This window comes from Iocasia fonsfrigidae (genome assembly GCF_017751145.1).
GTDB classification, from domain to species: Bacteria; Bacillota; Halanaerobiia; order Halanaerobiales; family DTU029; genus Iocasia; species Iocasia fonsfrigidae.
Genome location: NZ_CP046640.1, coordinates 1,497,655 through 1,521,140, shown reverse-complemented (window position 1 = coordinate 1,521,140; position 23,486 = coordinate 1,497,655). Strand labels below are relative to the sequence as shown.

23 protein-coding genes and 1 pseudogene are annotated in these 23,486 nt (G+C 32.8%); 3 read left to right on the top strand and 21 right to left on the bottom strand.

The features are described 5' to 3' along the window. Positions 1 to 139 precede the first annotated feature (139 nt). Positions 140 to 1,192 (bottom strand): C45 family autoproteolytic acyltransferase/hydolase, encoded by a 1,053-nt coding sequence (locus GM661_RS07190; RefSeq protein WP_230869401.1) that lies wholly within the window; start codon positions 1,190 to 1,192, stop codon positions 140 to 142. 231 nt (positions 1,193 to 1,423) lie between these two features. On the opposite strand from GM661_RS07190, the gene GM661_RS07185 reads away from it, so the two are divergent. Both GM661_RS07185 and GM661_RS07180 read left to right on the top strand, forming a co-directional pair. After that, positions 1,424 to 1,648, top strand: a complete 225-nt coding sequence (locus tag GM661_RS07185) for an AbrB/MazE/SpoVT family DNA-binding domain-containing protein (RefSeq protein WP_125989579.1) — start codon at positions 1,424 to 1,426, stop codon at positions 1,646 to 1,648. Further along, complete coding sequence (locus GM661_RS07180; RefSeq protein WP_125989577.1) at positions 1,645 to 2,043, top strand: type II toxin-antitoxin system death-on-curing family toxin; 399 nt, start codon at positions 1,645 to 1,647, stop codon at positions 2,041 to 2,043. The genes GM661_RS07185 and GM661_RS07180 overlap by 4 nt, the downstream gene beginning before the upstream one ends. Before the next feature lie 125 nt (positions 2,044 to 2,168). Here the strand turns inward: GM661_RS07180 and GM661_RS07175 are convergent, their stop codons facing one another. From GM661_RS07175 to GM661_RS19125, 6 genes and pseudogenes are all read right to left on the bottom strand, one after another. Beyond that, the gene (locus GM661_RS07175; RefSeq protein WP_230869400.1) at positions 2,169 to 2,774 is read right to left on the bottom strand and encodes a nitroreductase family protein; all 606 of its coding nucleotides are present in this window, start codon (positions 2,772 to 2,774) and stop codon (positions 2,169 to 2,171) included. 233 nt (positions 2,775 to 3,007) lie between these two features. Next, positions 3,008 to 3,970 (bottom strand): 2-hydroxyacid dehydrogenase, encoded by a 963-nt coding sequence (locus GM661_RS07170; protein WP_230869399.1) that lies wholly within the window; start codon positions 3,968 to 3,970, stop codon positions 3,008 to 3,010. A gap of 220 nt (positions 3,971 to 4,190) precedes the next feature. Continuing rightward, entirely contained in the window at positions 4,191 to 4,805 is a 615-nt protein-coding gene (locus tag GM661_RS07165; protein ID WP_230869398.1) for a nitroreductase family protein, read from the bottom strand. A 162-nt stretch (positions 4,806 to 4,967) separates the two neighbouring features. Further along, on the bottom strand, positions 4,968 to 5,267 hold the full coding sequence (locus tag GM661_RS07160; RefSeq protein WP_230869397.1) for a GNAT family N-acetyltransferase: 300 nt from the start codon (positions 5,265 to 5,267) through the stop codon (positions 4,968 to 4,970). An 86-nt stretch (positions 5,268 to 5,353) separates the two neighbouring features. Then, a complete protein-coding gene (locus tag GM661_RS07155; RefSeq protein ID WP_230869396.1) occupies positions 5,354 to 5,710 on the bottom strand; it encodes a hypothetical protein in 357 nt (118 codons plus the stop codon). 94 nt (positions 5,711 to 5,804) lie between these two features. Further along, positions 5,805 to 5,912: pseudogene (locus GM661_RS19125) on the bottom strand (NAD(P)-dependent oxidoreductase); the annotation flags it as partial. Between the two features lie 298 nt (positions 5,913 to 6,210). Here GM661_RS19125 and GM661_RS07145 point away from each other — a divergent pair. Next, the gene (locus tag GM661_RS07145) at positions 6,211 to 6,669 is read left to right on the top strand and encodes a cupin domain-containing protein (RefSeq protein WP_125989565.1); all 459 of its coding nucleotides are present in this window, start codon (positions 6,211 to 6,213) and stop codon (positions 6,667 to 6,669) included. Between the two features lie 155 nt (positions 6,670 to 6,824). On the opposite strand, the gene GM661_RS07140 is transcribed toward GM661_RS07145, so the two are convergent. The 14 genes from GM661_RS07140 to citX form a co-directional block, all read right to left on the bottom strand. Further along, entirely contained in the window at positions 6,825 to 7,805 is a 981-nt protein-coding gene (locus GM661_RS07140; RefSeq protein WP_230869394.1) for an aldo/keto reductase, read from the bottom strand. Positions 7,806 to 7,876: 71 nt separating this feature from the next. Next, a complete protein-coding gene (locus GM661_RS07135) occupies positions 7,877 to 8,245 on the bottom strand; it encodes a MerR family transcriptional regulator (protein ID WP_230869393.1) in 369 nt (122 codons plus the stop codon). 176 nt (positions 8,246 to 8,421) lie between these two features. Next, positions 8,422 to 9,003 (bottom strand): GrpB family protein, encoded by a 582-nt coding sequence (locus tag GM661_RS07130; RefSeq protein WP_125989561.1) that lies wholly within the window; start codon positions 9,001 to 9,003, stop codon positions 8,422 to 8,424. Positions 9,004 to 9,099: 96 nt separating this feature from the next. Continuing rightward, positions 9,100 to 10,617: a M1 family aminopeptidase gene (locus GM661_RS07125; protein ID WP_230869392.1), complete on the bottom strand. Its 1,518-nt coding sequence runs from the start codon at positions 10,615 to 10,617 to the stop codon at positions 9,100 to 9,102. A 68-nt stretch (positions 10,618 to 10,685) separates the two neighbouring features. Beyond that, positions 10,686 to 10,916, bottom strand: coding sequence for a GNAT family N-acetyltransferase (locus tag GM661_RS19120; RefSeq protein ID WP_407929620.1), 231 nt, complete (start codon positions 10,914 to 10,916; stop codon positions 10,686 to 10,688). Positions 10,917 to 11,020: 104 nt separating this feature from the next. Next, positions 11,021 to 12,199, bottom strand: coding sequence for a nucleotide disphospho-sugar-binding domain-containing protein (locus GM661_RS07120; protein ID WP_230869391.1), 1,179 nt, complete (start codon positions 12,197 to 12,199; stop codon positions 11,021 to 11,023). Between the two features lie 57 nt (positions 12,200 to 12,256). Continuing rightward, on the bottom strand, positions 12,257 to 15,583 hold the full coding sequence (locus tag GM661_RS07115) for a DEAD/DEAH box helicase family protein (protein ID WP_230869390.1): 3,327 nt from the start codon (positions 15,581 to 15,583) through the stop codon (positions 12,257 to 12,259). A 38-nt stretch (positions 15,584 to 15,621) separates the two neighbouring features. After that, complete coding sequence (locus tag GM661_RS07110) at positions 15,622 to 16,767, bottom strand: restriction endonuclease subunit S (protein ID WP_230869389.1); 1,146 nt, start codon at positions 16,765 to 16,767, stop codon at positions 15,622 to 15,624. Beyond that, positions 16,767 to 18,221, bottom strand: a complete 1,455-nt coding sequence (locus GM661_RS07105; RefSeq protein WP_230869388.1) for a type I restriction-modification system subunit M — start codon at positions 18,219 to 18,221, stop codon at positions 16,767 to 16,769. The genes GM661_RS07110 and GM661_RS07105 overlap by 1 nt, the downstream gene beginning before the upstream one ends. A gap of 402 nt (positions 18,222 to 18,623) precedes the next feature. Then, positions 18,624 to 19,553: a triphosphoribosyl-dephospho-CoA synthase CitG gene (citG, locus tag GM661_RS07100; protein WP_230869387.1), complete on the bottom strand. Its 930-nt coding sequence runs from the start codon at positions 19,551 to 19,553 to the stop codon at positions 18,624 to 18,626. A gap of 97 nt (positions 19,554 to 19,650) precedes the next feature. Continuing rightward, a complete protein-coding gene (locus GM661_RS07095) occupies positions 19,651 to 21,153 on the bottom strand; it encodes a tripartite tricarboxylate transporter permease (protein WP_125989548.1) in 1,503 nt (500 codons plus the stop codon). Positions 21,154 to 21,171: 18 nt separating this feature from the next. Next, positions 21,172 to 21,648: a tripartite tricarboxylate transporter TctB family protein gene (locus GM661_RS07090; protein ID WP_230869386.1), complete on the bottom strand. Its 477-nt coding sequence runs from the start codon at positions 21,646 to 21,648 to the stop codon at positions 21,172 to 21,174. Positions 21,649 to 21,762: 114 nt separating this feature from the next. Beyond that, the gene (locus tag GM661_RS07085; RefSeq protein WP_125989544.1) at positions 21,763 to 22,758 is read right to left on the bottom strand and encodes a Bug family tripartite tricarboxylate transporter substrate binding protein; all 996 of its coding nucleotides are present in this window, start codon (positions 22,756 to 22,758) and stop codon (positions 21,763 to 21,765) included. 194 nt (positions 22,759 to 22,952) lie between these two features. Then, entirely contained in the window at positions 22,953 to 23,486 is a 534-nt protein-coding gene (gene citX, locus GM661_RS07080) for a citrate lyase holo-[acyl-carrier protein] synthase (RefSeq protein ID WP_230869385.1), read from the bottom strand.

Genomic DNA, 23,486 nt, shown 5'->3' with positions numbered 1-23,486 from the left:
TAAGTTTTATTTTTTAATAAACTATTCCAGTAATTACAATGCACTTTTTCACATTATCACCATCCTTCAATTATATAAATAATCTTTATTGCACATTTTATCTTTAATACCATCGAAAGGGATATATTAAATTAAATATTTAGGCGGCGCCGTTTTTTATATCTTTCAACAACCTTTTATCCTCTTTAAATTTTGCTCTTAGAGGATTACCTTCTGCTATATATATATTTAGATTTTTAATATCAAATATTGATGACCAAATAGTATCAAAATCTAATTTTTTATCATACTGACACATAAAACCATATTCACCGCTCAATATATTCTTTGCATGTTTAACTCCATCAATATAGTCCATATCCCTTAAAGCATTATATGCTGTTTTATACCTGGTTTCAGATCGATATATATTATAATTACTTGCATTATGTTTCCTCATCTTTCTTGAAGTAAAATGGTTTACTGTTATTATAAAGCTTTCACCATCTTTATTTTTTTCCGGATATCTTATATTCAGTTCAAGGGGATTAGATTCTACTACTACCATTTTTTCATTTCTATCTGCCAAAAGTATATTACAACTCGAAGCTATCGGTAGTCTTTTCAAAACATCAATACCTTCATCTATTGTTTTACACTTTTCCAATATATAACGAACCAAAAAAACAGAATTAAAGCCTGGTTTAATCTCATCTAATTTAGGCTTGACGAAAGTCATTGCAACAGCCAATCCATGATTATTTATACCTTCCTCACCATTTATAAAAGAAGATGTATTCATAATAAATTCATTTCCATTTTCCGGTCTATAATATATACTCTTACTTATCTTTCTTAAAAATGGCGGAAGATCACTATTTCTTGCATAATAAATATCTCCATTATACATAAAGCTAAATGCCGTACATCCTTTAACTTCCACGGAATTTCCATCATCAATATCAAGACAACATCCCATACACATAATCCAAGCAGTAAATAATTCATTATTATAATCTATTACATCTGTAATTCCTTTAATCTCAGCTGCTGCTTCAGGAAAATACTGTTTTAGTAGTTTCCCACTTTCTTTACCAAATTCAATTTGAAATGAATCAAGATTAATAGGAAACTTAGTATTATATTTTTTGAATACATTTCCCATCTTTTTTCCCATTTCATAATGTCTGCCTTTTAATCTTGGATGATACATTATTATTCCCTCCTAGCATTTATGGAGAGTATAATACAAAAAAATTTTATTGTCAATAAAGATTACCTTACTGTTGTAATATTTTCAATACCTTTTTATTTGATCAATATTATATTTTACAGAAGAAATCGATACATCTTTAATAAAATCCTGTTATTTATTCATATACTTCTTTTTTCCTTCTTGCATATTATGTAATACAAATGTTATAATATTATTGAGGTGATAAATGTGAAATCCATAAAATTACGTAAGGTCGGAAATAGTTTTGGGTTTACTGTTCCAAAAGAACTTATTGAAAAATATAATCTTAAAGAAGGCGAAGAACTACATGTTATAGAAAAAAACGATGGCTTTACTTTAACTCCATACAATCCTGAATTTGAAATATGGGCTGATGCTTTTAACAAAACTAACAAAAAATATAAAAATACTTTAAAGGAATTGTCAAAATGAAAAACATAATATTTATTCCAAAAGAACTAATACTATATTTCTATGATCAACTTATTCAAATCTATGGTGGTACTTATGGAATTCGAGATGAAAAATTACTAGACTCTGCACTTGAACAAGCTAAAGCAACTTATGATGGTGATTATTTACACGATACCTTAATGAAAATGGCTGCAGCATACGGCTTTCATTTATGTAATAATCATCCATTCATAGATGGCAATAAAAGAATCGCCCTTGTAGCTATGGATATTTTCCTACAAAGAAATGGTTTTGAAATTGTTGCTTCAGAAAAAGAAACCTACAAAATAATGATTCAACTATCATCAGGTACACTATCAAAGAATGAGTTAACTACCTGGCTTGAAAATAATACATCTCCTTTATCAGATTAAACTTCTGGAATAAAGATCTCCAGAGGTTTTATTTGTTTTTAACAGTCTTTATCACATTCAGACAAATGTCAAATAATTATAGACTTCACGTATTGCACTAACAACTCTTTTAATAATCCTTTATTTTATTTAACCCATTTATTATAAAAGACCCTTTCTTTCTTGTTATATTTGCCTTTCTTTTTTGGTGTTTCATCGGAATACCCTATCGGGACTAGCACTTGACATGTAATATGATCAGGTAAATCTAATATTTTATTTATTTTTTCAATATCCATATAATCTACAAGACAACCTCTTAAATTATGAGAAACTGCAGTCAATATTATATGCTGAGCTGCAATATATACAGGAGTAGAGTGAAGTAATGTCTTACATACTTTACGATCTTTATGTTCTCTAAGATAATTAACTATTTCATCATTATATCTCAACTTATTACCTACGACCCCATAATTATCATCACTTTGATCTCCTATATCAAAACTAATATCTACACAGCATACAAATATTACTGGTGCTTCTGCAATCCATTCCGCCCATAAAGTCGCTTTTGCTAATTTATTCTTAATATTATTATCATTTATAACGCCAAAATAATAACTGTTAACATCTGTTTCAGGTGCAAGACTTGCACTCTCCAATAGGTCGTTAATTATGTCAGGACTAATCTCAATATTTTTAAACTTTCTAACAGATCTTCTCCTTTTTATTACTTCTGATAACTCCATGAATTTGTCCTTCTTTCTTTTTTACAGTAAGCAAAGTAATCCTAATGAATATAGTGATATTGATATAGCAGTTTTCTCCTAATTTTGGGAAACATAAACTTACAGAATTACAATTGTTATCTAAGTTAGCGTGGAATATTACATTAATTTGCTGCAAAGTTCTTTTTTTGCCCATCAGCTAAATGAATGACATCCATTAAAAATAATCACTCTAAACAATTGCTTTTTAGTGGTTATTCAATAAGATTTATAACATTTTGTGGACTCCCTGCCAGGTATTTTTCAATATTATCAAATACTATAGCTGCCCTTTTTACAAAAGACTCCTCTGTTGCAAAAGCTGCATGTGGGGTCAATATTGTATTTTTCGAATTTAATAAAGGATGTCTTTCAGGTATAGGTGGTTCCATTTCAAATACATCTATACCCGCCCCGGCTATCTTCTGATTATTTAAGACATCAGCTAAAGCCTTACTATCCACAACAGGCCCTCTGGATGTATTAATTAAAATTGCACTTTCTTTCATTAAAGATAGCTTTTCTCTATCTATTAAATTTCTAGTAGATTCTACTAAAGGTACATGCAGACTAACAATATCACTTTTTTTCATTAATTCATCCAAACTTAGATATTCAACACCTAAATTCAGGGCTTCTTCCCTCTGATGAGTAGCATAGCCTAATAATTTACAGCCCAATGTCTTAGCTATTTCAGCAACCTTAAGTCCAATAGATCCAATTCCTACAATTCCGAATACCTTGCCAGCTATTTCATTACCTATTAGACCTGATCTGGTACCACCAGACCGGGTTACATCATCACAAGACTTAATATTTCGCATAATAGAAATTATCATTCCAAATACCAGCTCTGCAACTGCCTGATCGGCATAACCCGAAGAATTACATACAAGTACATCATTTGCTTTGCAGGCTTTCATATCAATATGATCAACCCCAGTAAATGCTACTGAAATCATTTTTAAGTTTGGACAAGAGTTTATTACTTTTTCAGAAAGGGGCAGATTAGTAATAATCAAAATATCAGCATCCCCGGCCCTTTCTATCAAAAGATTCTCATCCTCAACCCTGTCCTGATAAACAATTAATTGGTGTCCTGCATCTTCAAGCTTTTTTCGATATTTTCTCAATTCTTTTTCTGAAATACTTATTGATTCTAACATTACTATTTTCATTTTTAATACCCCTTTCAGTCAAATTCTCTCTTAGTCCTAAATTTAAATGTTTTTATCTAAACTAACCTTTTCCTTTAAAAATAATAATGCTTCCTCTAATTTATCAGCTATTGGCCCTAAAATAAAAGTAGCAGCTTTCTTGCAATTGTGGAAATACTCCTGTTTGTTATGTGAGGTTGTGCATGGATTTTTAATCATAAATTTTAAACAAATATTTTATTTACCATTTGTTTATATGCAATTTTGTTTCTATGTCAACTTCTTTCTGTGGAACAATTTTAGCATTTTCAGATTTATATCCAAATGGAATTATAGCGGCAACTTCTAATTTATTTGGTATATTTAGAATCTTTTTCACAGCCATTGTATTTTTAGGTATAAAAGCAACCCCAAAAACATTATTATATGCTAAAGTTAACAATATATTTTCTATACAGCACCAAACTGATGCTAGTCCATTAAGATCATATATTTTTTTGCTTTCTATTATTGTTGTCTTAGGCTTATAAACAACAACTAGTACTTCTGGAGCCTCTAATAACATTCTTTTTTGCTTTGGAATTGCATCTAGATACATTTCTTTGCTTAGACTATCATAATTATCAAAAGTTTGTTTTAATTCATCTGTTACTTCTTCGACCATTTGCTCAGTTTGAGTTAGTGCATATCTTACATTTTGTTTTTTAACTAAGATAAAATCCCATTGTTTTAAATGATTGTAACTTGGTGCTTTAAGGCCAGACTGTAAAGAACTAAATATTACTTCATCTGAAACTTTTTTATCCGAAAAATCCCTAATTGTTCTTCTTTTATTTATTACTTCTGTAAATTCCATTATTCTTTCTCCCTCTTTTTTCGAATATAGTATTCTACATACAATACACAATGTCATATAACGAACCAAGTTTACCAAGTTTTTGAGCCTTAGCCAGATTTGGCTTAGGCTCAGCAATTTGGGTGAAGCGACGTTACGAGTGGAACCGTAAACTCATTGTTGTTATATGATCGTACCGCGGGCCCGCGGCCTTGGGTCATAAATTCCAATTACTCTATCTTGATCTTTTAAAGTAATTGCCCACCTGATAATTTCTTTCATTATAAATCCATCAGAGATTCTTTGGATAAACTTTCTAGCCATGTCAACTTCACTAATACTGCTAAAGTCTAAATATCTGGTAACTTCATCATCAGAAAAATAAGCAAAGATATCATTAGCATCACTTAAATCAATTTCTCTAAGAACTAATCGGTCAGTTTTAATAACTGGGAAACTTTCAAACATATTATAAAAACTCATAGATTTCTCCTCTTAACCAGATTTTATAGAAGTTTACTATAAAAGATCTTAAACATTCAGCGGTATGTGATCGATGGCTATTTTCTTTAAATAATTCTTTCTCCTAAATATTTATCTTCAGGTACTATAAGAAGTTTATTTAACCTTTTTCGGAATTCCTGAAAAATATCTTTGGTTAACTTACCATGAATTTCCTCATCATTCATCTCCCAATATAAAGCATATTTCACTGATTTTATAATTCTTTTTATTTTTACTGGGGGTTCACCTTTTTTTATTGAATCATAATCTTTTATACGATGTGTTCTCTTCATTACTTTAAAATTTATTAACTCGCTATTTTCTTCAAGAAAAGTTTTCATTTCTTTTATTACCTCTTCAAACTCTTTTGTCTTATCAGGTTTAACTTGATATATACTTACTTCAACAAAATTATTATTCATAAATTTTGTCACTCCTACTTATTTATTGTAAAATTATTTTTTAGAAGACCAATCCTCTATTGCATAGATGGCCGTATTTTTATCCCAGCCATCTTTTTGAATTTAATAAAGAATGTTCCCCAGGTATAGGTGGTTCCATTTCAAATACATCTATACCCGCCCCGGCTATCTCCTGATTATTTAAGGCATCAGCTAAAATATTTTCATTTTTAATACTCCTTTCAGTCAAATATTCTCTTAAGCCTTCCTTTATATTCTTCAAAACAAACCCTTACTCCTTCTTTATACCTATTTATTTAGTAAATGTTATTTCACTGGCCTATCCCCAAATATCATTCAGTAACCATACTACATTTGTAACTATCATTGGATATTTCATTAGTCCAAATGAAATTGTTTTTGTTAGAATGAGCGAGAATTTTAGGGCATCTATAAGTCTTTGAACTTATCCTAAACATATAACATATTATATTAAAAAACCTATGAAAGGAATGAACAATATGCATAATGATTATATATTTAACCCACGTCACCCATTAAGACGTACTAGGTTAAAAGACTATGGTCCATGTCCATTTGTGGTTAATATTGAAGAAATTACTAAGCAAAATGACTATTTTCGTATCGCTTTATGGACAGGAGAATATTTACAACTCACCTTAATGAACATCAATCCAGATGATGACATAGGTTTAGAAATGCATCCTGACGTTGATCAATTCATACGCATTGAAGAAGGGCAAGGTTTCGTTATGATGGGTGATAGAAGAGATCAGTTAGATTTTAGAGCAAAAGTCTATGATGACTATGCAATATTTATACCTGCTGGTAAATGGCACAATCTGATAAATACAGGTCGTACACCACTTAAATTGTACTCTATATATGCTCCACCTGAGCATCCACGTGGTACAGTTCATGAAACTAAAGAAGATGCTGAAGAGCACCATGGACAATGAATTATATTTATACAGATTTTTTTCTTCGACTGTATCAGCCTTTAAAGCCTTAGCAATATCCTGAGCTAAGGCTTTTTGTTCTTCTTTATCTTATGCTAAAAGGGGCTAATTTAAGCTTTCAACATCAATATAGTTAAATAAATTGGGAGAACATCTTATTTTCGTCCCAATATGTAATCTATCTCATTAATTTGTTCTTTAGATAATGGACCAAATTCCATAGCTCGTGCATTTTCTTCAGCCTGCTTTACATTTCTAAACCCGGGAATAGGAATAGTGTTATCACCTACTGCCCAGATATAAGCCAAAGCACCCTGTACAAGACTACGGCCACCACTTGTTAATATCTCCCTTGCTGAAGACAATTTATCCAAGAACTCCTGTTTAGGCTTACCATCTTCAAAATACTGTACCCATTCATGACCAGCACCCCTTACGTCATTTTGGGGGAGTTTTGTATTTGTATTAAATTTACCAGATAATAGTCCCATAGCCAAAGGACTTCTATTGATACTTGCTAAATTATTAGATTCACATATATCAATTATAGCTTCAGCACTTTCAAAAATATTTAAATTGTGTTCAATAGCACTGCAATTTTTTCTGGAAGCGAACATTTTTGCACAATCTAAAAGGTCTGTGCTCCATCCATAAGCTCTAATCAAACCCTCTTGCACAAGTTCGTCAAGAGTCTCAGCAACTATCTCTGCTTCTTCTTCTGGCAGTGACCAGATATGTAGTAGGTAAAGATCAATATAATCTGTCTGTAGACGACGTAGAGATTCCTTCAGAGCTTTTCGAATATAACCAGGACTGTAATCCACACCAGACACTTCTTTGGTTTCTTCATTATAAAGATTACCAAATTTACTGGCAATCACTACCTTATCCCTGATTCCCTTTAAGGCTTTACCCAACAAAACTTCACTATGACCAGCACCATATGCATCAGCAGTATCAAAAAAAGTAATACCAAGATCATATGCCTGACGGACAGCACGTATAGATTCCCCATTCTCAACATTTCCATAACCATCTGCTTTACCATCTAAGAAAAACTGACCACCAATTGCCCAACAACCCAGCCCCATTGCACTTACTTTAATTTCTCCAATCTTTCTTGTAAACTCCTGCATTATTTCAACTCCTTATCAATTATTATCAATATTATAATTCTTAGAGTTTACTCTAAGTCAAGAGTTTTATGCTACGCTTCCCTGATATTACTTTTCAACACTCCCCTATAATATTTAATCTTAAAATTAACTTTATCAAGACAGTCATTAAATTCAGTTAATTGTTCTATTACCTTTTCTTGATGCTTCTCCAAAATTTTTATCCTTTGCGGAATAGTATTATCTCCAGTTAAAACTAAGTTAGAAAACTCTTTGATATCTTTTAAGGGCATACCAGTACTCTTCAATTTTTGTAGCAAGTCTATCCAATCCAGGTCATTTTCATTATAATCTCTATGATTAGCCTTATCTCTTTCTGGTTGTAATAAGCCTATTTTTTCATAATACCTTAGTGTATATGTAGTTAAACCTGTTTTTCGAGAAAATTCCCTTATTTTCAAACTGATCCCTCCCTCTTCCTCCCCTAAGAACCGTACATGAAAGTTTCCCCTCATACAGCTCAATTTATTTAAAACTATCCGTTACTAGCAGACAGCAAGCTGTTTCTTTTTAGTCTTTTATTGTAATAACTCTTATATTCTTCATAATATGGATTGGCTTCTAGTTTTATTAATTTTTATGGCATATATCTATTAGGAAATTCATGTCTTGCTTGCTTGGTCCATTTTTTAATAAATTCTGTTTTTGCCTCTGTATACCCGTCTCTATTATGCTTATACTGTCTTTCTAGTTTTTGTTTGAGTTCACCATATTTTTTAGCTACCTCTTTATGAATTATAAGATAATCTCTAAAATATAATTCATCCCAATCTCCTAAAAATCGGACATGAAGATGAAATACTTTTTCAGCAAATCCATCTGGTGTATACCCTTTATTAAATGACATTTTTAAATCGGGTTCATTCTCAGATGCCATAAGTATCCAACCTGCATTTTTTAGCCTTAATTTTAAATTATCAATATCACTATTGCAATCAACTTCTAACAAAATATCTACTGTTGGCTTTGCAATCAATCCTGCAACTGCGCTACTCCCGATATGATTAATTCGTTCAATTGTATTCACGCCAACTGCTTTTTTAATCTTCTCTTTTTCATTAAAATACCATTTTTTATACTCAGGATTATGTTTGCGTAAAATTATCGGAAACAATTGCCAAAGTTCTTCTAATGTCATTTCAGATAAAGATTTTCCCATAAGCTCTTATCACCCCCTATATTTCCTCAATTAATTAATCATATTTTCAACAAATAAAATCTTTAAAATAACATCCTGCAGCTAAAATGAAAACTTTTAGTCTCTAACTTTTTTTACAATAAGCCATATCAATGTAAAAACAAAAATCAAAATAAAAAGAACAACAATTAAATCCCAGGGATATGGAAATGGTGGTGTTCCCAGATAAGACCGCAATACAATATCCTGATATCTAAACCACAGACCTATAGAATATCTACTAATTGGTGCTGTCCCAGTAACATATTTTTCAGTAAAAGTATTATCCCCCAGATATGCATTAATAAAAGAAACTAGTTGACCATTTCCCAGTGGCTTATTAGTTACTCCATATTCCTGATATAATTCACTTAAAAAATCATTTATATCCCTACCCTTTTTATGCAATTCCTGATCAAGCAAATAAATAAGTAGCGTTCCTTTATCATACAGCATAGAACTATAACCAGGCTGACCTTCCTGAGCAGTAGAGACAGTAATTAAATCTATACTATCTTTTAATTCATTTCTATAATAATTTTTAAGCCGTCTTTCCAGCAATGCTTTCTCAAATTCATCATTTGAAATCAAACTTAAGTCCTGAAGCACCTGGTAACTTTTATATTCTGCTACCCCTTCCCAGAGCCAGGACCAATCGCCAGCTATATTGAATCCCCATGGCACCCAGAGGTGCATAACTTCGTGGCCAATATGACCCAATACTGATGCCTTATGCCTATCAATATTATTATCATTAATTCCACCTATTTCAATTATTACATTATCTTTTTTGGCCTGGCCACCCAGTGAAGATGAATACTCATTGAATTCTTTCCTACTTTGATTAAGTACAATAATGTTTTGGTTGCCTGGTACCTTAGCAAAAATATTATAATAATTTTCAAATATATCCTCAATTTCGTCAATATAGTTTTCAAAAGAAATTTTATTCTCACTATCTACAGCAATAATTACCTTACTGACTCCTATAGAAAATGTATATCTATCATAATCACCAGCACTCAGTAATGACTCATAAGTATGTATTAAAATATAACCCTCTTCATCAACAGGATAAGTTGTTAAAAGATCCCATTCGGCAGGTAATTCTTCTATTTTTAGTCTGAAATTTTTAACCAGTGAATCGCTATAATCGCCAATTTGACTTTCTCGGTCATAAAGCCTGATGAAAAAACTCTCTCCAGGAATATGTAGATAACTTGAAATAAGAGTGGGGTAATGGTAATCGTGTTCCACTTCATCAGGTCTATAATTATAGTACAAATTAATATTCTCCGACCCTGCTAAGTTTATTTTATAAACTCCTTTATCCAAAATACTAACATCTAATGCCTTATCATCTTCATTATAAAATTTCAAATCCTCAACACAATCAAATAGTTCCTCAAAAGCAATAATAACCTCATTCTGTGATACACCTGTAAGTTCTGCCTTTACATCGAAATAATCTTCTTTAACTTTAATATTATACCTGACTTCTACGCCAGATTCATCTGCTAAAACCGGAATGGCCACAGCAAATATCAGTATAAAAAAAAATAATAGAATTTTCTCATATGTTTTCAATCCCTTCATTCATATCATTTTCTTATTTACACAAATCAATGATATTTAAATATTTAATATCATTTCATACTGGTCTATCAAATTAAGTTTTGGAGAAATTTAAAGATACTAAGGCATTTATTATCAATATAAATAAAATTTACATTTTGTGATTCTGTGTACTGTATTAATCTTTGTAAAATATTATAAGCAATTCCTTGGCGACGATAATCCATATGAACTGCTAACTGAGGGATATCCCCTGTGATTGTATCAATTACTCCATATCCAACAGTATCTTCAGCAATAGTTTTTAATAATGATATCATTTAAGGATGTCTTTATATTATTCCAGACTTTGATATTTAAAGAAATGACTATAGCCTTTATTATCAGCTTACTGTCTTTCCAATCCCGAGAATACAATATTTTATTAGGTAATGTACCCACCGTTATGTAATTTTTCTATTACTTCTACAATTTTTTCTGCTCCTCCAAATTTTTTTAATTGTTCTCCTAACTTCTTAGCATTTTTATAATATTTTTTAGTCTGATTAAATTCCTTAATTATATTTTTTATACTAGAAGATTTAAATTCTTTCTCTAATAATATCTTTCCAGCTCCTATCTTATCAATTGACTGGGCATTATATTTCCTTTCAAATATTTTACCTGGACAAACTATTTGAGGCACGCCATACACTAATCCATCTACAATACTATTTTGTCCACCATGATTTATGTAAGCTATAGTTTCAGGCATTAGTTTGCTAAAATCAAATCTTTCAGCAACAGTTATATTTTTTTCTTTAAAACTTGCTAATTGCTTAGTTGCAATATATACTTCATAACTGGAATCTAAAAAAGTCTCTTTCATCACTTCTATCTGTCGTTTGGGAGTTATTGTCCCATTCCCCATATAAACAACTATCTTATCTCGTTTTTTGACACCACTAAAATTTTCACTATATGAATTTAAAGCTCCTACAAATATTACACCCTCATCTTCTATTGGTTCTAACTTATATATACTTGGTACTATTTTTAAATCACCCCAATTAAATATTTCTAATACTGACTCTATTGCGGGCAAGTTATCTTCTCTTAATAATTGGTTTACATGTTTACTATACTCTGTATTACTGGCATATGAAGCTTGTACTGGGTAACTATAACTAGTTATTACTTTTTTATTTGTAAGTTTTGCAGCTACTATTGCTGCAATCCTAAATTCTGCATAGACTATATCAGGATCAAATTCTTTAATGGCTTTTTGAATACTATTAACATCTTTTTTAAAATGAGTTTTACTTATAGCTCCAGTTATATGAAGTACTTCTTCATAACTATGAACTGTTTTTCTCTTTTGAATTCCCAATCTTTGGGCTAATTTAAATAAATTCTTTCCTAAAAACATAGGTAAACCAAATGGTGAGGGAATAGGTGCATAGTAGTTTTTAACTCCTTTGATAGGTTGATAATTAACATCTTCCGCAGCACATAGTGCAACTTCATGTCCTTTTTTTAAACATGCATTAGCTATTATTTTAGTTCTTGAAAAAGGTCCACTTGTTTCAGCCATTGCAGCCATAGGTGTTATTAATATTTTCATTTCTTTCACCACCACATAGTTTTAGTAAGAATACCTAAGGTATGTCATTAAGAAAATTCAACCAACATCAATCCTGGCGTTTAATTCATCTATCTTTTTAATAATTCTTTTAGCTGTTGCTATTTTATCTTCAAACAAATGAACAACATTGCCAAACTTATTAAAAGGGTGTTCATTAAGGATTTCTTTATCCATGATTCCGTTTTTCACAATATAATTGATAATAAGCTTAACAAACTCCATCTGATTTGAATTAAGGCTTTCATCACTTAAGAATTCTGAAAAAGCTTCATTGGCTGCTGCTACTTCCAGGCCGACTACTTTAGATACAAATCTTAAGAGTGGTTCATCACCATATTCCTTTTCATAATCCTCTTTTGAACCGAGTTCATGCCATAATAAATCTTCCAAGTGTTTAAGATCATTTTCAGTAACAGCTTTATTATTTCTTATTTTATAGATAACCAATTCATCCTGATGTTCTCTAAGATACTGGTTTACTTTTTTCCTATAGTTCTGCAGGTTATTAACTGAAAAGTCACCAGGATTTTCTGTAACTTCCAGGACCTCATCAGTAAAATCTGTATAGTAAATATCACGGGATTTTGTGTCAATAAACTTTATCAAGTCCCTAAAGGCTTTTCTGACCATTTCATAGTCAAAAATATCAGCATCTTCCCAGAACTGCTCAGTCTGTACCTTCAGTATCAATTCTTCCTGCTGTTTAACTACTTCAATATTACCAATCCGGGATAATCTCTCTGCTGTTGTAACTACTTTCATTTTAGGTTTTGAGGCTAAAATACCCTTAAGGTCAGCATATTCTATAGTTAACATTAAGTAATCAAAGCGTTTAGCTAATTCATCATCGTCTATGGGATTTATTAACGGAGTAATATGCTCCTCTATTTCACGAACTTTTTGCTCTGTAATATCATTCCAGGTATCCCTTTCCTTGTACTTATGTAGATACTTGATCTTCATGCGAGCATTAAAAGAACTTTGATCAATTTGAGCTATATTCTTTACTAATTCAGCAATCAATTCTGCTCGATAGTTAATAAAATTATCTCTTTGAAATTCAAGGTGTTGAAGTTGTTTAATAATATCAACTTTAATATTAAATAATTTTTCGGTCAAAGACTTAGTGATTTTGGCCTCTTCACCCTTTTTATTTTCCCTAAAATACTCAAAATTAGAGCAATAATCAAAAATCCTAAATTTCTCCTTATGTTTACCAACAGCAAAAAGATCTTCACAGAGTCTGGTCCCCCGTCCAATCATCTGCCAGAACTTGGATTTTGAACGAACCTTTTTGAAAAACACTAGATTAACTATTTCAGGTATATCAATCCCAGTATCTAACATATCCACTGAGACAGCAATCTGAGGCAGTTTGTCCTTGGTTGAGAAATCATCAAGAACAGTCTCAACATAGGGTAAACCAGTATAAATTTTTTCTACAAAACTACTCTTATAGCTAGGATATAAAGCATCAAAGCGCTCAACTATGAAATCAGCATGCTTTTTGTTTTTAGCAAAAATAATCGTCTTACCTAACTTATCGCCACCTTCAACCTTAATCCCCTTCTCCATTAAGTCTTGCAGGACTGTGTCTACTGTATTATTGTTAAATAGAAAACTATTTAACTCATCACCACTAATATCTCTGATATCATCATCAAAAGTCTCTTCAAATTTTTCTTTCTCTTCATCACTAAGATCATCATAATGGATACCTTTTTCCATAAACTTCATTCTGGTTTCAACAGTATGGTATGGTACCAGATATCCATCATTCACAGCCTCTTCTAATTCATAGGCATATGTCGGTACATTATTCTCCAGGTCAAAGACCTCATAGGTATTCTTATCCAGGTCATTTTTAGGTGTAGCAGTAAGACCTAAAAGTATGGCGTCAAAGTAGTCAAAGATAGCCTGATATTTTTTATAAATACTCCGATGTGATTCATCAACAATAATTAAATCAAAGTGTCCAGAACTAAATAACTTTGAACCATCATCACTTTTAGTAGCATCAATAGCATTCATCATCGTGGGATAGGTAGAGAAAACCATTCTACTTTCAGGATTGTCCTTGTTATCAAGCAAATTACAGAGTGATAATTCTGGCAGCAAATTCCGGAAACTTTTCTGGGCCTGTTTGACCAGGGCTACCCTGTCAGCCAGAAAGAGGACATTCTTTAGCCAGCCTTTCTTAGATAAAACATCTACTATGGAAATCGCTGTCCTGGTCTTACCAGAACCAGTCGCCATAACCAGTAATGCCTTCCGGCGGCCCCTTGCTAATGATTCACAGACAGCCTGGATAGCCATCTTTTGATATGGTCTATTAGTAATCTCATCTCTAATCTGAGGTGATTTTAAAGACTGCTTATTTTCCCTTTTAAAGAACAGCCATTCTAATTCATTTTTTGTATAGATACCAGCTACCCTCCGCTCTGGATAACTTACATCATCCCAGAGATAATATTCAAAGCCATTTGTATAGAAGATAACTGGCCTGACCTGATACTCTTTTTCCAAACAATCGGCATAGAGTTTGGCTTGTTTCTTGCCTACCCTGGGGTCAACACTTGTTTTTTTAGCCTCTATTAAAGCCAGAGGTTTCCCGTTATCACCATAAAGGACATAGTCTACATAACCAAGCCCTGAACCATTCGGCATATTAGCAACCTCAACTTCTTCGAGGCAGTCATTCCCAACATCCCAGCCGGATAATTCTATTTCTAAATCTATATACATCTTACGGGTCTTAAATTCGCTTATTTCATCTACTGCAAAGTCACGCTGCTGTTCATTATCTACCCTCTTAGCAGTCATTTTCTTGCGGAGGGCTTCATTTTCTTCGATTACTTCTTCCAGTTTCCTGTCTTTCGAACTTAACCGTTCATATAAATCCTGTAGTTCCTGGCGGGTCTTTTTCTCTTCTTCACTGTCGTGGAGAAGGCCCTCTTCAAACTCAGAGGTATTTAATTCATCAGAGTAACAGTAATCAATCCAGGAGATAAACTCAAATAGGTTTTTAAGGGCCAGGACTGCCTGTTCTCTAGTAATAGCTTTATTGGTATGAACGGCTTTATTACCCAACTTCTGTATATACCTAAGCATAGGGAATAAGCGGGTATCGATGACTGCCCTAAAGGTGTGGTCATGTATTAAAGATGATAAATTAACCTGGTAGGGAACAGTTAAGTCTTCATCAAAACTATACAGCCATTTAATCGCTAACTCCAGGGCCCTGCGGGTCAAGATAGCGGTAGTAGCATATGAGATAACTAAACTCTTTTCTGCTTCTATACAGGCCCCGGAAAAAACATTATACATCTTATGTTTTTTTAAAAAAGCAAAATTGGATTGCATCTTACCCTCCTCCTAATCTTATAATATATCTTACTTTATTAATTGAAGAGTTCTCCTTTAAAAGCCTTCTGCATTAAGCTATTGAAGTTGTTTTTTAACAAAAAAAGAATGTTCTCAAATTGTTTCTTTTTTTCTTGTATTTCAAGATAAGATTTCCCAAATTCCTTCTGTAATTCAATTGGTGGTAATGGTATTTTAAGTTCCTTTATTATTGTTAGGTTTAATCCATTCATTATTGCTCCCTTGCTTTTTGAATTAATTTGTTTAAGAATATATGGATGAGAATGAATTGAATATGACAAATAATATGGTGATACTTTTCCCTTATTAACTGTTATACAGGCTAAATGTTTTGTGTTTATAGCTTTTGGTATATCTTTAGGAACTACTGCTGATCTTCCTGTTGTTCCCATTATTGTTATAAGTACATCATCTGGAAAAACTGTATATCTTTTCAACTCCATATATTTTTCTTCTGTAATATATCTTCTTTCTTTCCATTTAAAAACATTATCAACTGCATTGTCTATTCCTAAAACAGCAATACCCTCATCAACAAACTCTGAGTGCCTTAAATTACTTCCAAAAGGTCCTGTTCGCATACTATCCTTATTTTTTAATGCTAAATCTTGTATCTCTACAACATCCCAACTTTTATATTCATCTACTCTTTGAATAAATTTATTAAAAAAAATAGACTTTATTAATCTATCCATAAGCTCAATTTGTTTCTTCCTTAAATCAATTAATATCTTAGCTTTATCTAGAACTTCAACTATTCTCTTTTGGGTTTGGAGTGGTGGAATAGGAATCTTAATTGTCCGTAGATATTTTTTTGAAATATGCTTTAATCCAGCACCTCTAAAACCTTCTTCTAATATTCTCATATTACCAGACAAATAATAATACACATATTTTAAATCTATTTCATCCACAACCTTAGGTTGTATCACATAACAATCTGTCGAAGTAGAAAATTCCCCTTCAGAATAATGAATACTAGCTTTCCCACCAGTTCCAAAAATCAAAGATTCATCTTCAATCTCATAATAATTCAGATATTTACTTAGGGTATTACTAGAAGTATAAAAAGGATACTTCCCTTCTTCTAAACCTTCACCTGCTTTTATCTTGGATTTTTTTAAAAAAGTAAATAGTTCTTTAATAGATTTTTTTTTATGCATTAATATATCATTCCTTCCAAATCATCAATAATATTTATAATTTCATCTTCTAATTTTTTTATTTTGGAAAGAATATCTTGTGGTTCTTCATACTCAACTTCCTCATATTCAATCTCTTTATATATAGTTATTGATAAATCATAATTATTTTCTTTAATTTCATCCTTAGAAACCAGAAACGACTGCTCTGTCCTCTCTCTATCTTCTTCATTCTCCCGTGCATGATATCTCTTGATTATATCATCTATATCACTATCTTCTATCGGCTGACGTTTATCATCTAATGAATAGCCATCGGCTTTCATGTCATAAAACCAGACTTTATCTGTTCCCCCTGCCCCTGTTTTGGTAAAGACTAAGATAGCAGTAGAAACCCCTGCATAGGGTTTAAAGACACCACTGGGCATTGAGATTACTGCATGTAGATGGTGATTCTCTACAATCTCTTTCCTGATTGCCTTGTGAGCCCTGGAACTGCCAAATAAGACACCATCAGGAACTATTGTAGCACAGCGGCCGCCTTTTTTCAGCATACGCAGCATCAGGGTTAAGAATAATAGTTCTGTCTTTTTAGTCTTGGTTACTTTAAGTAAGTCTGCTGATACAGACTCATAATCTAATGACCCCTTAAATGGCGGATTGGCCAGTAAAAGGGTATATTTCTCTTCATCTTTGTTTTGATCAGATAAGGAGTCTTGATACTCTATATGAGGGCTTTCAACCCCATGTAACATCATATTCATGGCACCTATCCGGAGCATAGTCCTATCCATGTCATAACCGTGAAACATATTATTATGGTAGTGTTGATTTAGTTCCTGGACTGTAAAGAGATCCTGATTGTTTTTCTGTAGATACTCACCAGCAGCCACCAGAAACCCGGCTGTCCCTGCTGCGGGATCAACTATAATATCTGATGGAGTTGGATTAACCAGTTCAACCATCATTTTAATAATATGTCTTGGTGTTCTAAACTGCCCATTAGTACCAGAGGTTGCTACTTTGGATAAAAGGTACTCATATAAGTCCCCTTTAGCATCTCTTTCTTCCATGGGCAGGGTATCAATATTTGTTACTATCTTCTCCAACATCTGTGGTGTTGGTATCATAAAAATAGCATCATCCATATATCTGGAAAAGGCAGAATCCTTATCACCATGTAAATTCTTGATAAAGGGAAAAACCTTTTTAGAGACAAGATTGTACATTTCCTTGGCAGCTAATTGTTTAAAATTCTTCCACCTTAAATCCTGTTCATCTTCTTTAAATATCTCCTTGGCTTCAATTCCAATTACTGATGCATTTTGCTCTAAGTCATTCTGTTTATCATCTAAGCCCTTGATAAACAGCAAATAGGTAAACTGTTCTATAACTGAAAGGGGATTGGTTATCCCTCCTGTCCAAAATATCTCCCATATTTTATCTACTTTATTTTTTAGTTCTCCTGTTATCATTTATTTAGCCTCCTAGATTAAGTAAAAAGTCCGCTAGTATATTCTTTATATATATAATAATTCAATAAATATCCAAAAAATCCTCTATCGACATAGTATATAAGTCTATATTATTACATCTCTGAATTGCAAAACACTGGTTTTAAAAGTTGCTTAAATTCCAAAAAAAGCCTGTCTATAAATAACAGGCTTTTTCCTAATTATTACTGTATTAGTTTTTGACAATATCTTAACGATAGAAATCCTTTTTTACCCAGTATAATTACTCCCAGGTGGATATGAAACAACCACCTCTGGTAGATTTATATTATAATCAGCATTTTGAAAATCATCTATCTCCAATAAAGGAAATGCCCGGCACAAGGGCTAAAACATCATCGATTCCTAAATCATAATTAATAATTACCTTTCTTTTTGCATTAAACCTCCCATCATATCTTGCGTTAAAAAAACAAACATAATTGTAACAGCAAGTAGATCAGCAGAACCCCCAGGACTAATATTCTTTTGCCTAAAATCAGCATCCATTTGCTGCAAATAATTTTTACCTTCTTTAGTAAAAATCCCACCTAAATCCAGGGCCTGAAGGGCACAAGACTTTACATATTGAAGCATTTTTAAATTATGTCTAGCAATTATATTGGTATCTTCCGTTACTGTCATTAAATATAGTAAGACCTGTACTAAAATGTCATTAATTGTTCCCTGGTTTTTATTTAAATACTTCAAAAGGAAGGGAAAAGAAGTTTTCCTAACTGTTGGAAAACCTTTTTCTACTTCTCCCCGAATTCCCTTAATATTATATTGCTTAAAGAGTATCTCACCAGCTGTTAAATTTTTTTCTTCTTTTATATCACTTAGTTTGGCACTGCTTAGCTCTCTTATTGTAATACCCCTAGTTATCTGTGAAATCTTCTTACAAATTCTTTCCAACGATAGAGGCCAACTACCTTCAGCAAAAAAACAACTTGCCGCAGCTGCAGAAATAATCCCTAAAGAAAAAATAAGTCCTTTATGGGTATTTACTCCCCCGGTAGCTTGATACATATCTCGTTCTGCTTCTTTTCCTATGCCCCTTAGGTGCTCTAATAACTTCCTGGCATCTTGATTAGCAAAAGCCACTCCCTTTTCTGCACACCTATAGAAATAATAGTTAAGAGCAGCGCTGCTAGACATAAATGTAAAAAAATCCATGTCCTGGTGAGCGCCAGAATTATACCTATCAACCAGCCCTGGTTTGGGACTTGCTGAAACTTCATATAACATCGCTTCTACAGCAGATTTACTGATATATTTACAAAGGCTATTAGTACTGATTGTTTGATTACTCATTTGACCACCAACTTATAAGAATGTAAAAAATAATAGAATTAGATTTACAACTTGCAATTTTAGAATGTTTTTTATATCTCATTATTAATATTACACATTAGGCGGTAATTTCTTTAGTATTTTTAAAATAATCTTTCAAAAATGGATAAGCAACAGAAATTACTGTCAAGATAATCAAAACAATTGCTACTGGTGAAGCAACAAAAATCCTATAACTACCATCTGAAATAATTAGTGCCTGCCTAAACGATATTTCCATTTTATTACCGACAATAACCCCCAAAATTAAAGGTGCTGTAGGAATCCCTGCATTTTTCATAAAATATCCCATCAAACCAAAAATCACCAGTAAGTAAAAATCAATAACACTATTACTAATTGCAAAGGTGCCGATAAAAGCTAAACCTAATACAATCGGGTATAAGATTTTAGGGGGGATTGAGAGTACCCTTACTAATAAACCTGCCAGTGGTATATTAATTATTGCCAGCAACATGTTGCCTAAAAACATACTGGCAATTAATCCCCAGGCAATATCCGGATGTTGTGTAAACAAAAGAGGACCAGGCTGTAAACCCAACATCAATAAAGCCCCCATCATAACAGCTGTTGTTCCTGAACCGGGAATTCCAAGGGTCAACATTGGTATCAAAGCCCCCACAGAGGCAGCATTATTAGCTGCTTCAGGAGCAGCCAGGCCAACAATCTCCCCTTTTCCAAAATCATCCGGATTTTTAGCCAGCTGTTTTTCATTATTATAAGCCATTAGTGAAGCCATGGTTCCACCTGCTCCCGGTAAAGCCCCCACAAAAAAGCCCAATGGTGTACTCCTAAGAATTGGTAGCCAGCTTTTTTTCCAATCCTCTTTTGTTATCCAGATCTTACCAAACTTAGTCTGGGCTTTTTTCTTGCCTTCATGAATTTCTTTGAAACATTTGAATACTTCACCTAAGGCATAAATCGCAATGATTACTACCAGAAAATCAATACCAGTCTGTAATTCCAGAACACCAAAGGTAAAACGGTTAATTCCAGACTGAGAATCCAGACCAACTGTAGAAATCATCAGACCAAGTATCATTGAAATAAAACCACGTACTAAATTTTTTTTAGACATGGAGGCTGTTGCTGATAAAGCAGTAACCATCAATAGAAAATATTCTGCTGGACCAAATCTCAAAGCAAAATTTGCTACCGGGTTCGCTACTAAAGTCATAAAAACCGTTGCTATAATTCCTCCAATAAAAGAGGCAATGGCTGACATTGCCAGAGCAGCCTCTGCTCTTCCCTGCTGAGACATAGGGTATCCGTCAAATGTTGCTGCTAAAGCAGCACCGTCTCCAGGTGTATTAATCAAGATGGAACTCCTAGAGCCACCAAACATAGCCCCATAATATATTCCACACATTGTAATCAATGAAGTAACCGGTCCCATTGAGAAAGTCATCGGTAATAAAACTGCTACCCCTGTCGCTGGTCCCAAACCAGGTAACATCCCAATAATTGTACCCAATATTCCCCCTATAGTAATCCAAAATAGGTGACCTGGAGTTAAGGCAGTCTGAAAACCTACTATCAAATTATTTAATATTACATCCATTTATTTTCACCTCTCCAATTAAATATCAAAAACTGGTAAGGAAGGTAGTGGAATCCCCAATAATTTTAAGAAAATAAAGTATATTCCAACACTAAAACATACCGCTACCAGGACATTTATTTTCCAATTTTCCTTTCCATTTATTGCAAATAAAATCAAACCCATAAATAAAAGAGTAGATAAAACATAACCAATTCTTTCAAATAATAAAGCATAGATAATACTGGATAAACAGGTTATAATGACTAATTTTCCAGAACTTAATATGACTTTTCTTTGATTCTTCCTTTTTTCTTCAGCTAATCCCCTTTCTTTTTTACTCTCTTTTATAAACAAAATAATGCCGAAAATAAGCATTGTTACTCCCAGGCCTAATGGAAATAATATAGGAGCTATTGGATTACCAACTGTTGCCCTAGGTAAATTGTAAGCTAAAATACTATATATACAGCCGATAATTATTGCCAAAAGACCGGATATTACCCTTATATTCATTTTTATCCACCTCCAGAATTGTTTAAATACATCTAAGTATGTGTTAAGAAATAGGATGTAGGAAGTAAGAGGCAAGAAAAAAATCTTACCTCTAAATCCCACATTAGTTATAACTTATTGCTTTAACATTCCTATTTCTTTTAAAATACTTTTATACTCCTGATTGACTTTATCTAAAAAGGCTTTAAATTCATCAGCATCTGCATAGGACTGAGTCCAATTATTTCTCACACATGCTTCTTGCCATTCTGGTGTTTTCACCATCTTGGCTATCGTTTCGCGCCAGTATTTTTGAGCATATTCAGGCATTCCAGGAGCTCCGAATAAACCCCGCCAGTTCTCAAATGTCGCCTCAATGCCTTGTTCTTTAACAGTGGGAATCGTAGCAAAAACACCTTTCCCTACACGTTTACTGCCAGTTTGAGCAAGTGCCCTTAAATTTCCACTATCCAGTAAGGCTTTTACATCACCTAAGCCTGTCGACAGTAAATCAATATGTCCACCTAAGAGCTGGGCCGGGCCCGAACCACCCTGAAAACTTATATAATCTATATCCTTTAAGTTTTTTACCCCTGCTGCTTTAGCTATCAATAAAAATTGAATATGATCCATACTTCCAACAGAAGAGGTTCCACCAATTTTTACACTCTTAGGGTCTTTTTTTAGGGCATCCATTACTTCCTTGATAGTATTATATTTAGAATTCTTAGCTACAACAAAAACACCATAATCTGTAATCAAGCGGGCCAGCGGTGTAGTATCCCGGTAACTATAATTTGTAGAACCATTAAGATTAATCAAAATCAATGGTGGGGAATAAACTGAAATGATCCTGTCACTTCCCTTACTACCATTTAAATATGCTAAGTTTACCCCACCACCACCACCTGGTCTATTAGTAATAGGCATTGGAACAGTCACTAATTTAGAATCCTTCAATACTTTTCCTACTGTACGAATCGTCAAATCCCAACCTCCACCTGCCCCAGCAGGAGCAATAAACTCCATTGTCCCTCGTGGATATTCCTTGGCTAAACTTAACCCGGAAAAAATTAACGTTAAAGTTAGTAATAAAAACAAACCCAATATTATGCTTTTTTTTGTTTTCATTTTTCACACTCCCATTTTAGATTTGATAGGGCTATTATTTAATAATAGCCTAACTTTATATATCAATGGTTATTAACCATCTATTATATTAGTAAAATCCCTCCTTCCCTTCATTCTTTTATGGTCTAAACCAATGAATATATATTATATTAAACAAACACATAATTTCCTGGTATACCAACAAAATATATTAATCATCCACTCATCATATTGAAATATTCTTTACTTATTGTATTAATTTTTTCCAGCAGTTCCTCATATGAATGTTTCTGACTGCGAACACAAACTGCTGCCTGATCTTTGCATAACAAACATCTTCTACCCCTTTTTTTGATTGTTTGCCTGCTAATATTCTGATACTCTTTATTGATTACATCAAAATCAAACAGCCGGCCAAGGAGATGATTATCTTCTATTTCTACAAGAATTTTTTTCAATTTTATTTCATCCATATTTACAAGAATGAAACTCTCTATTCCTGTTGCTTTTTTATGAACTTCCTGATAGATAGGAAAAATATATTCTTTCTCAAAAGTTTCCCTTAAAACCTTACTTCCTTCATCATGAATTTTCTTGCTTAAAACAGTTAATTTGAATTTCCCTGGCGTATTAACCATAAACGATATCAGGCAGGCCTGATATTTATTAATCAACTCTTTTTGCCTAGCTGCCCTTAGCTCCCGTGCACGAAGTAGTTCCTGCAAACTAATTTCTCTTATCATATTCAT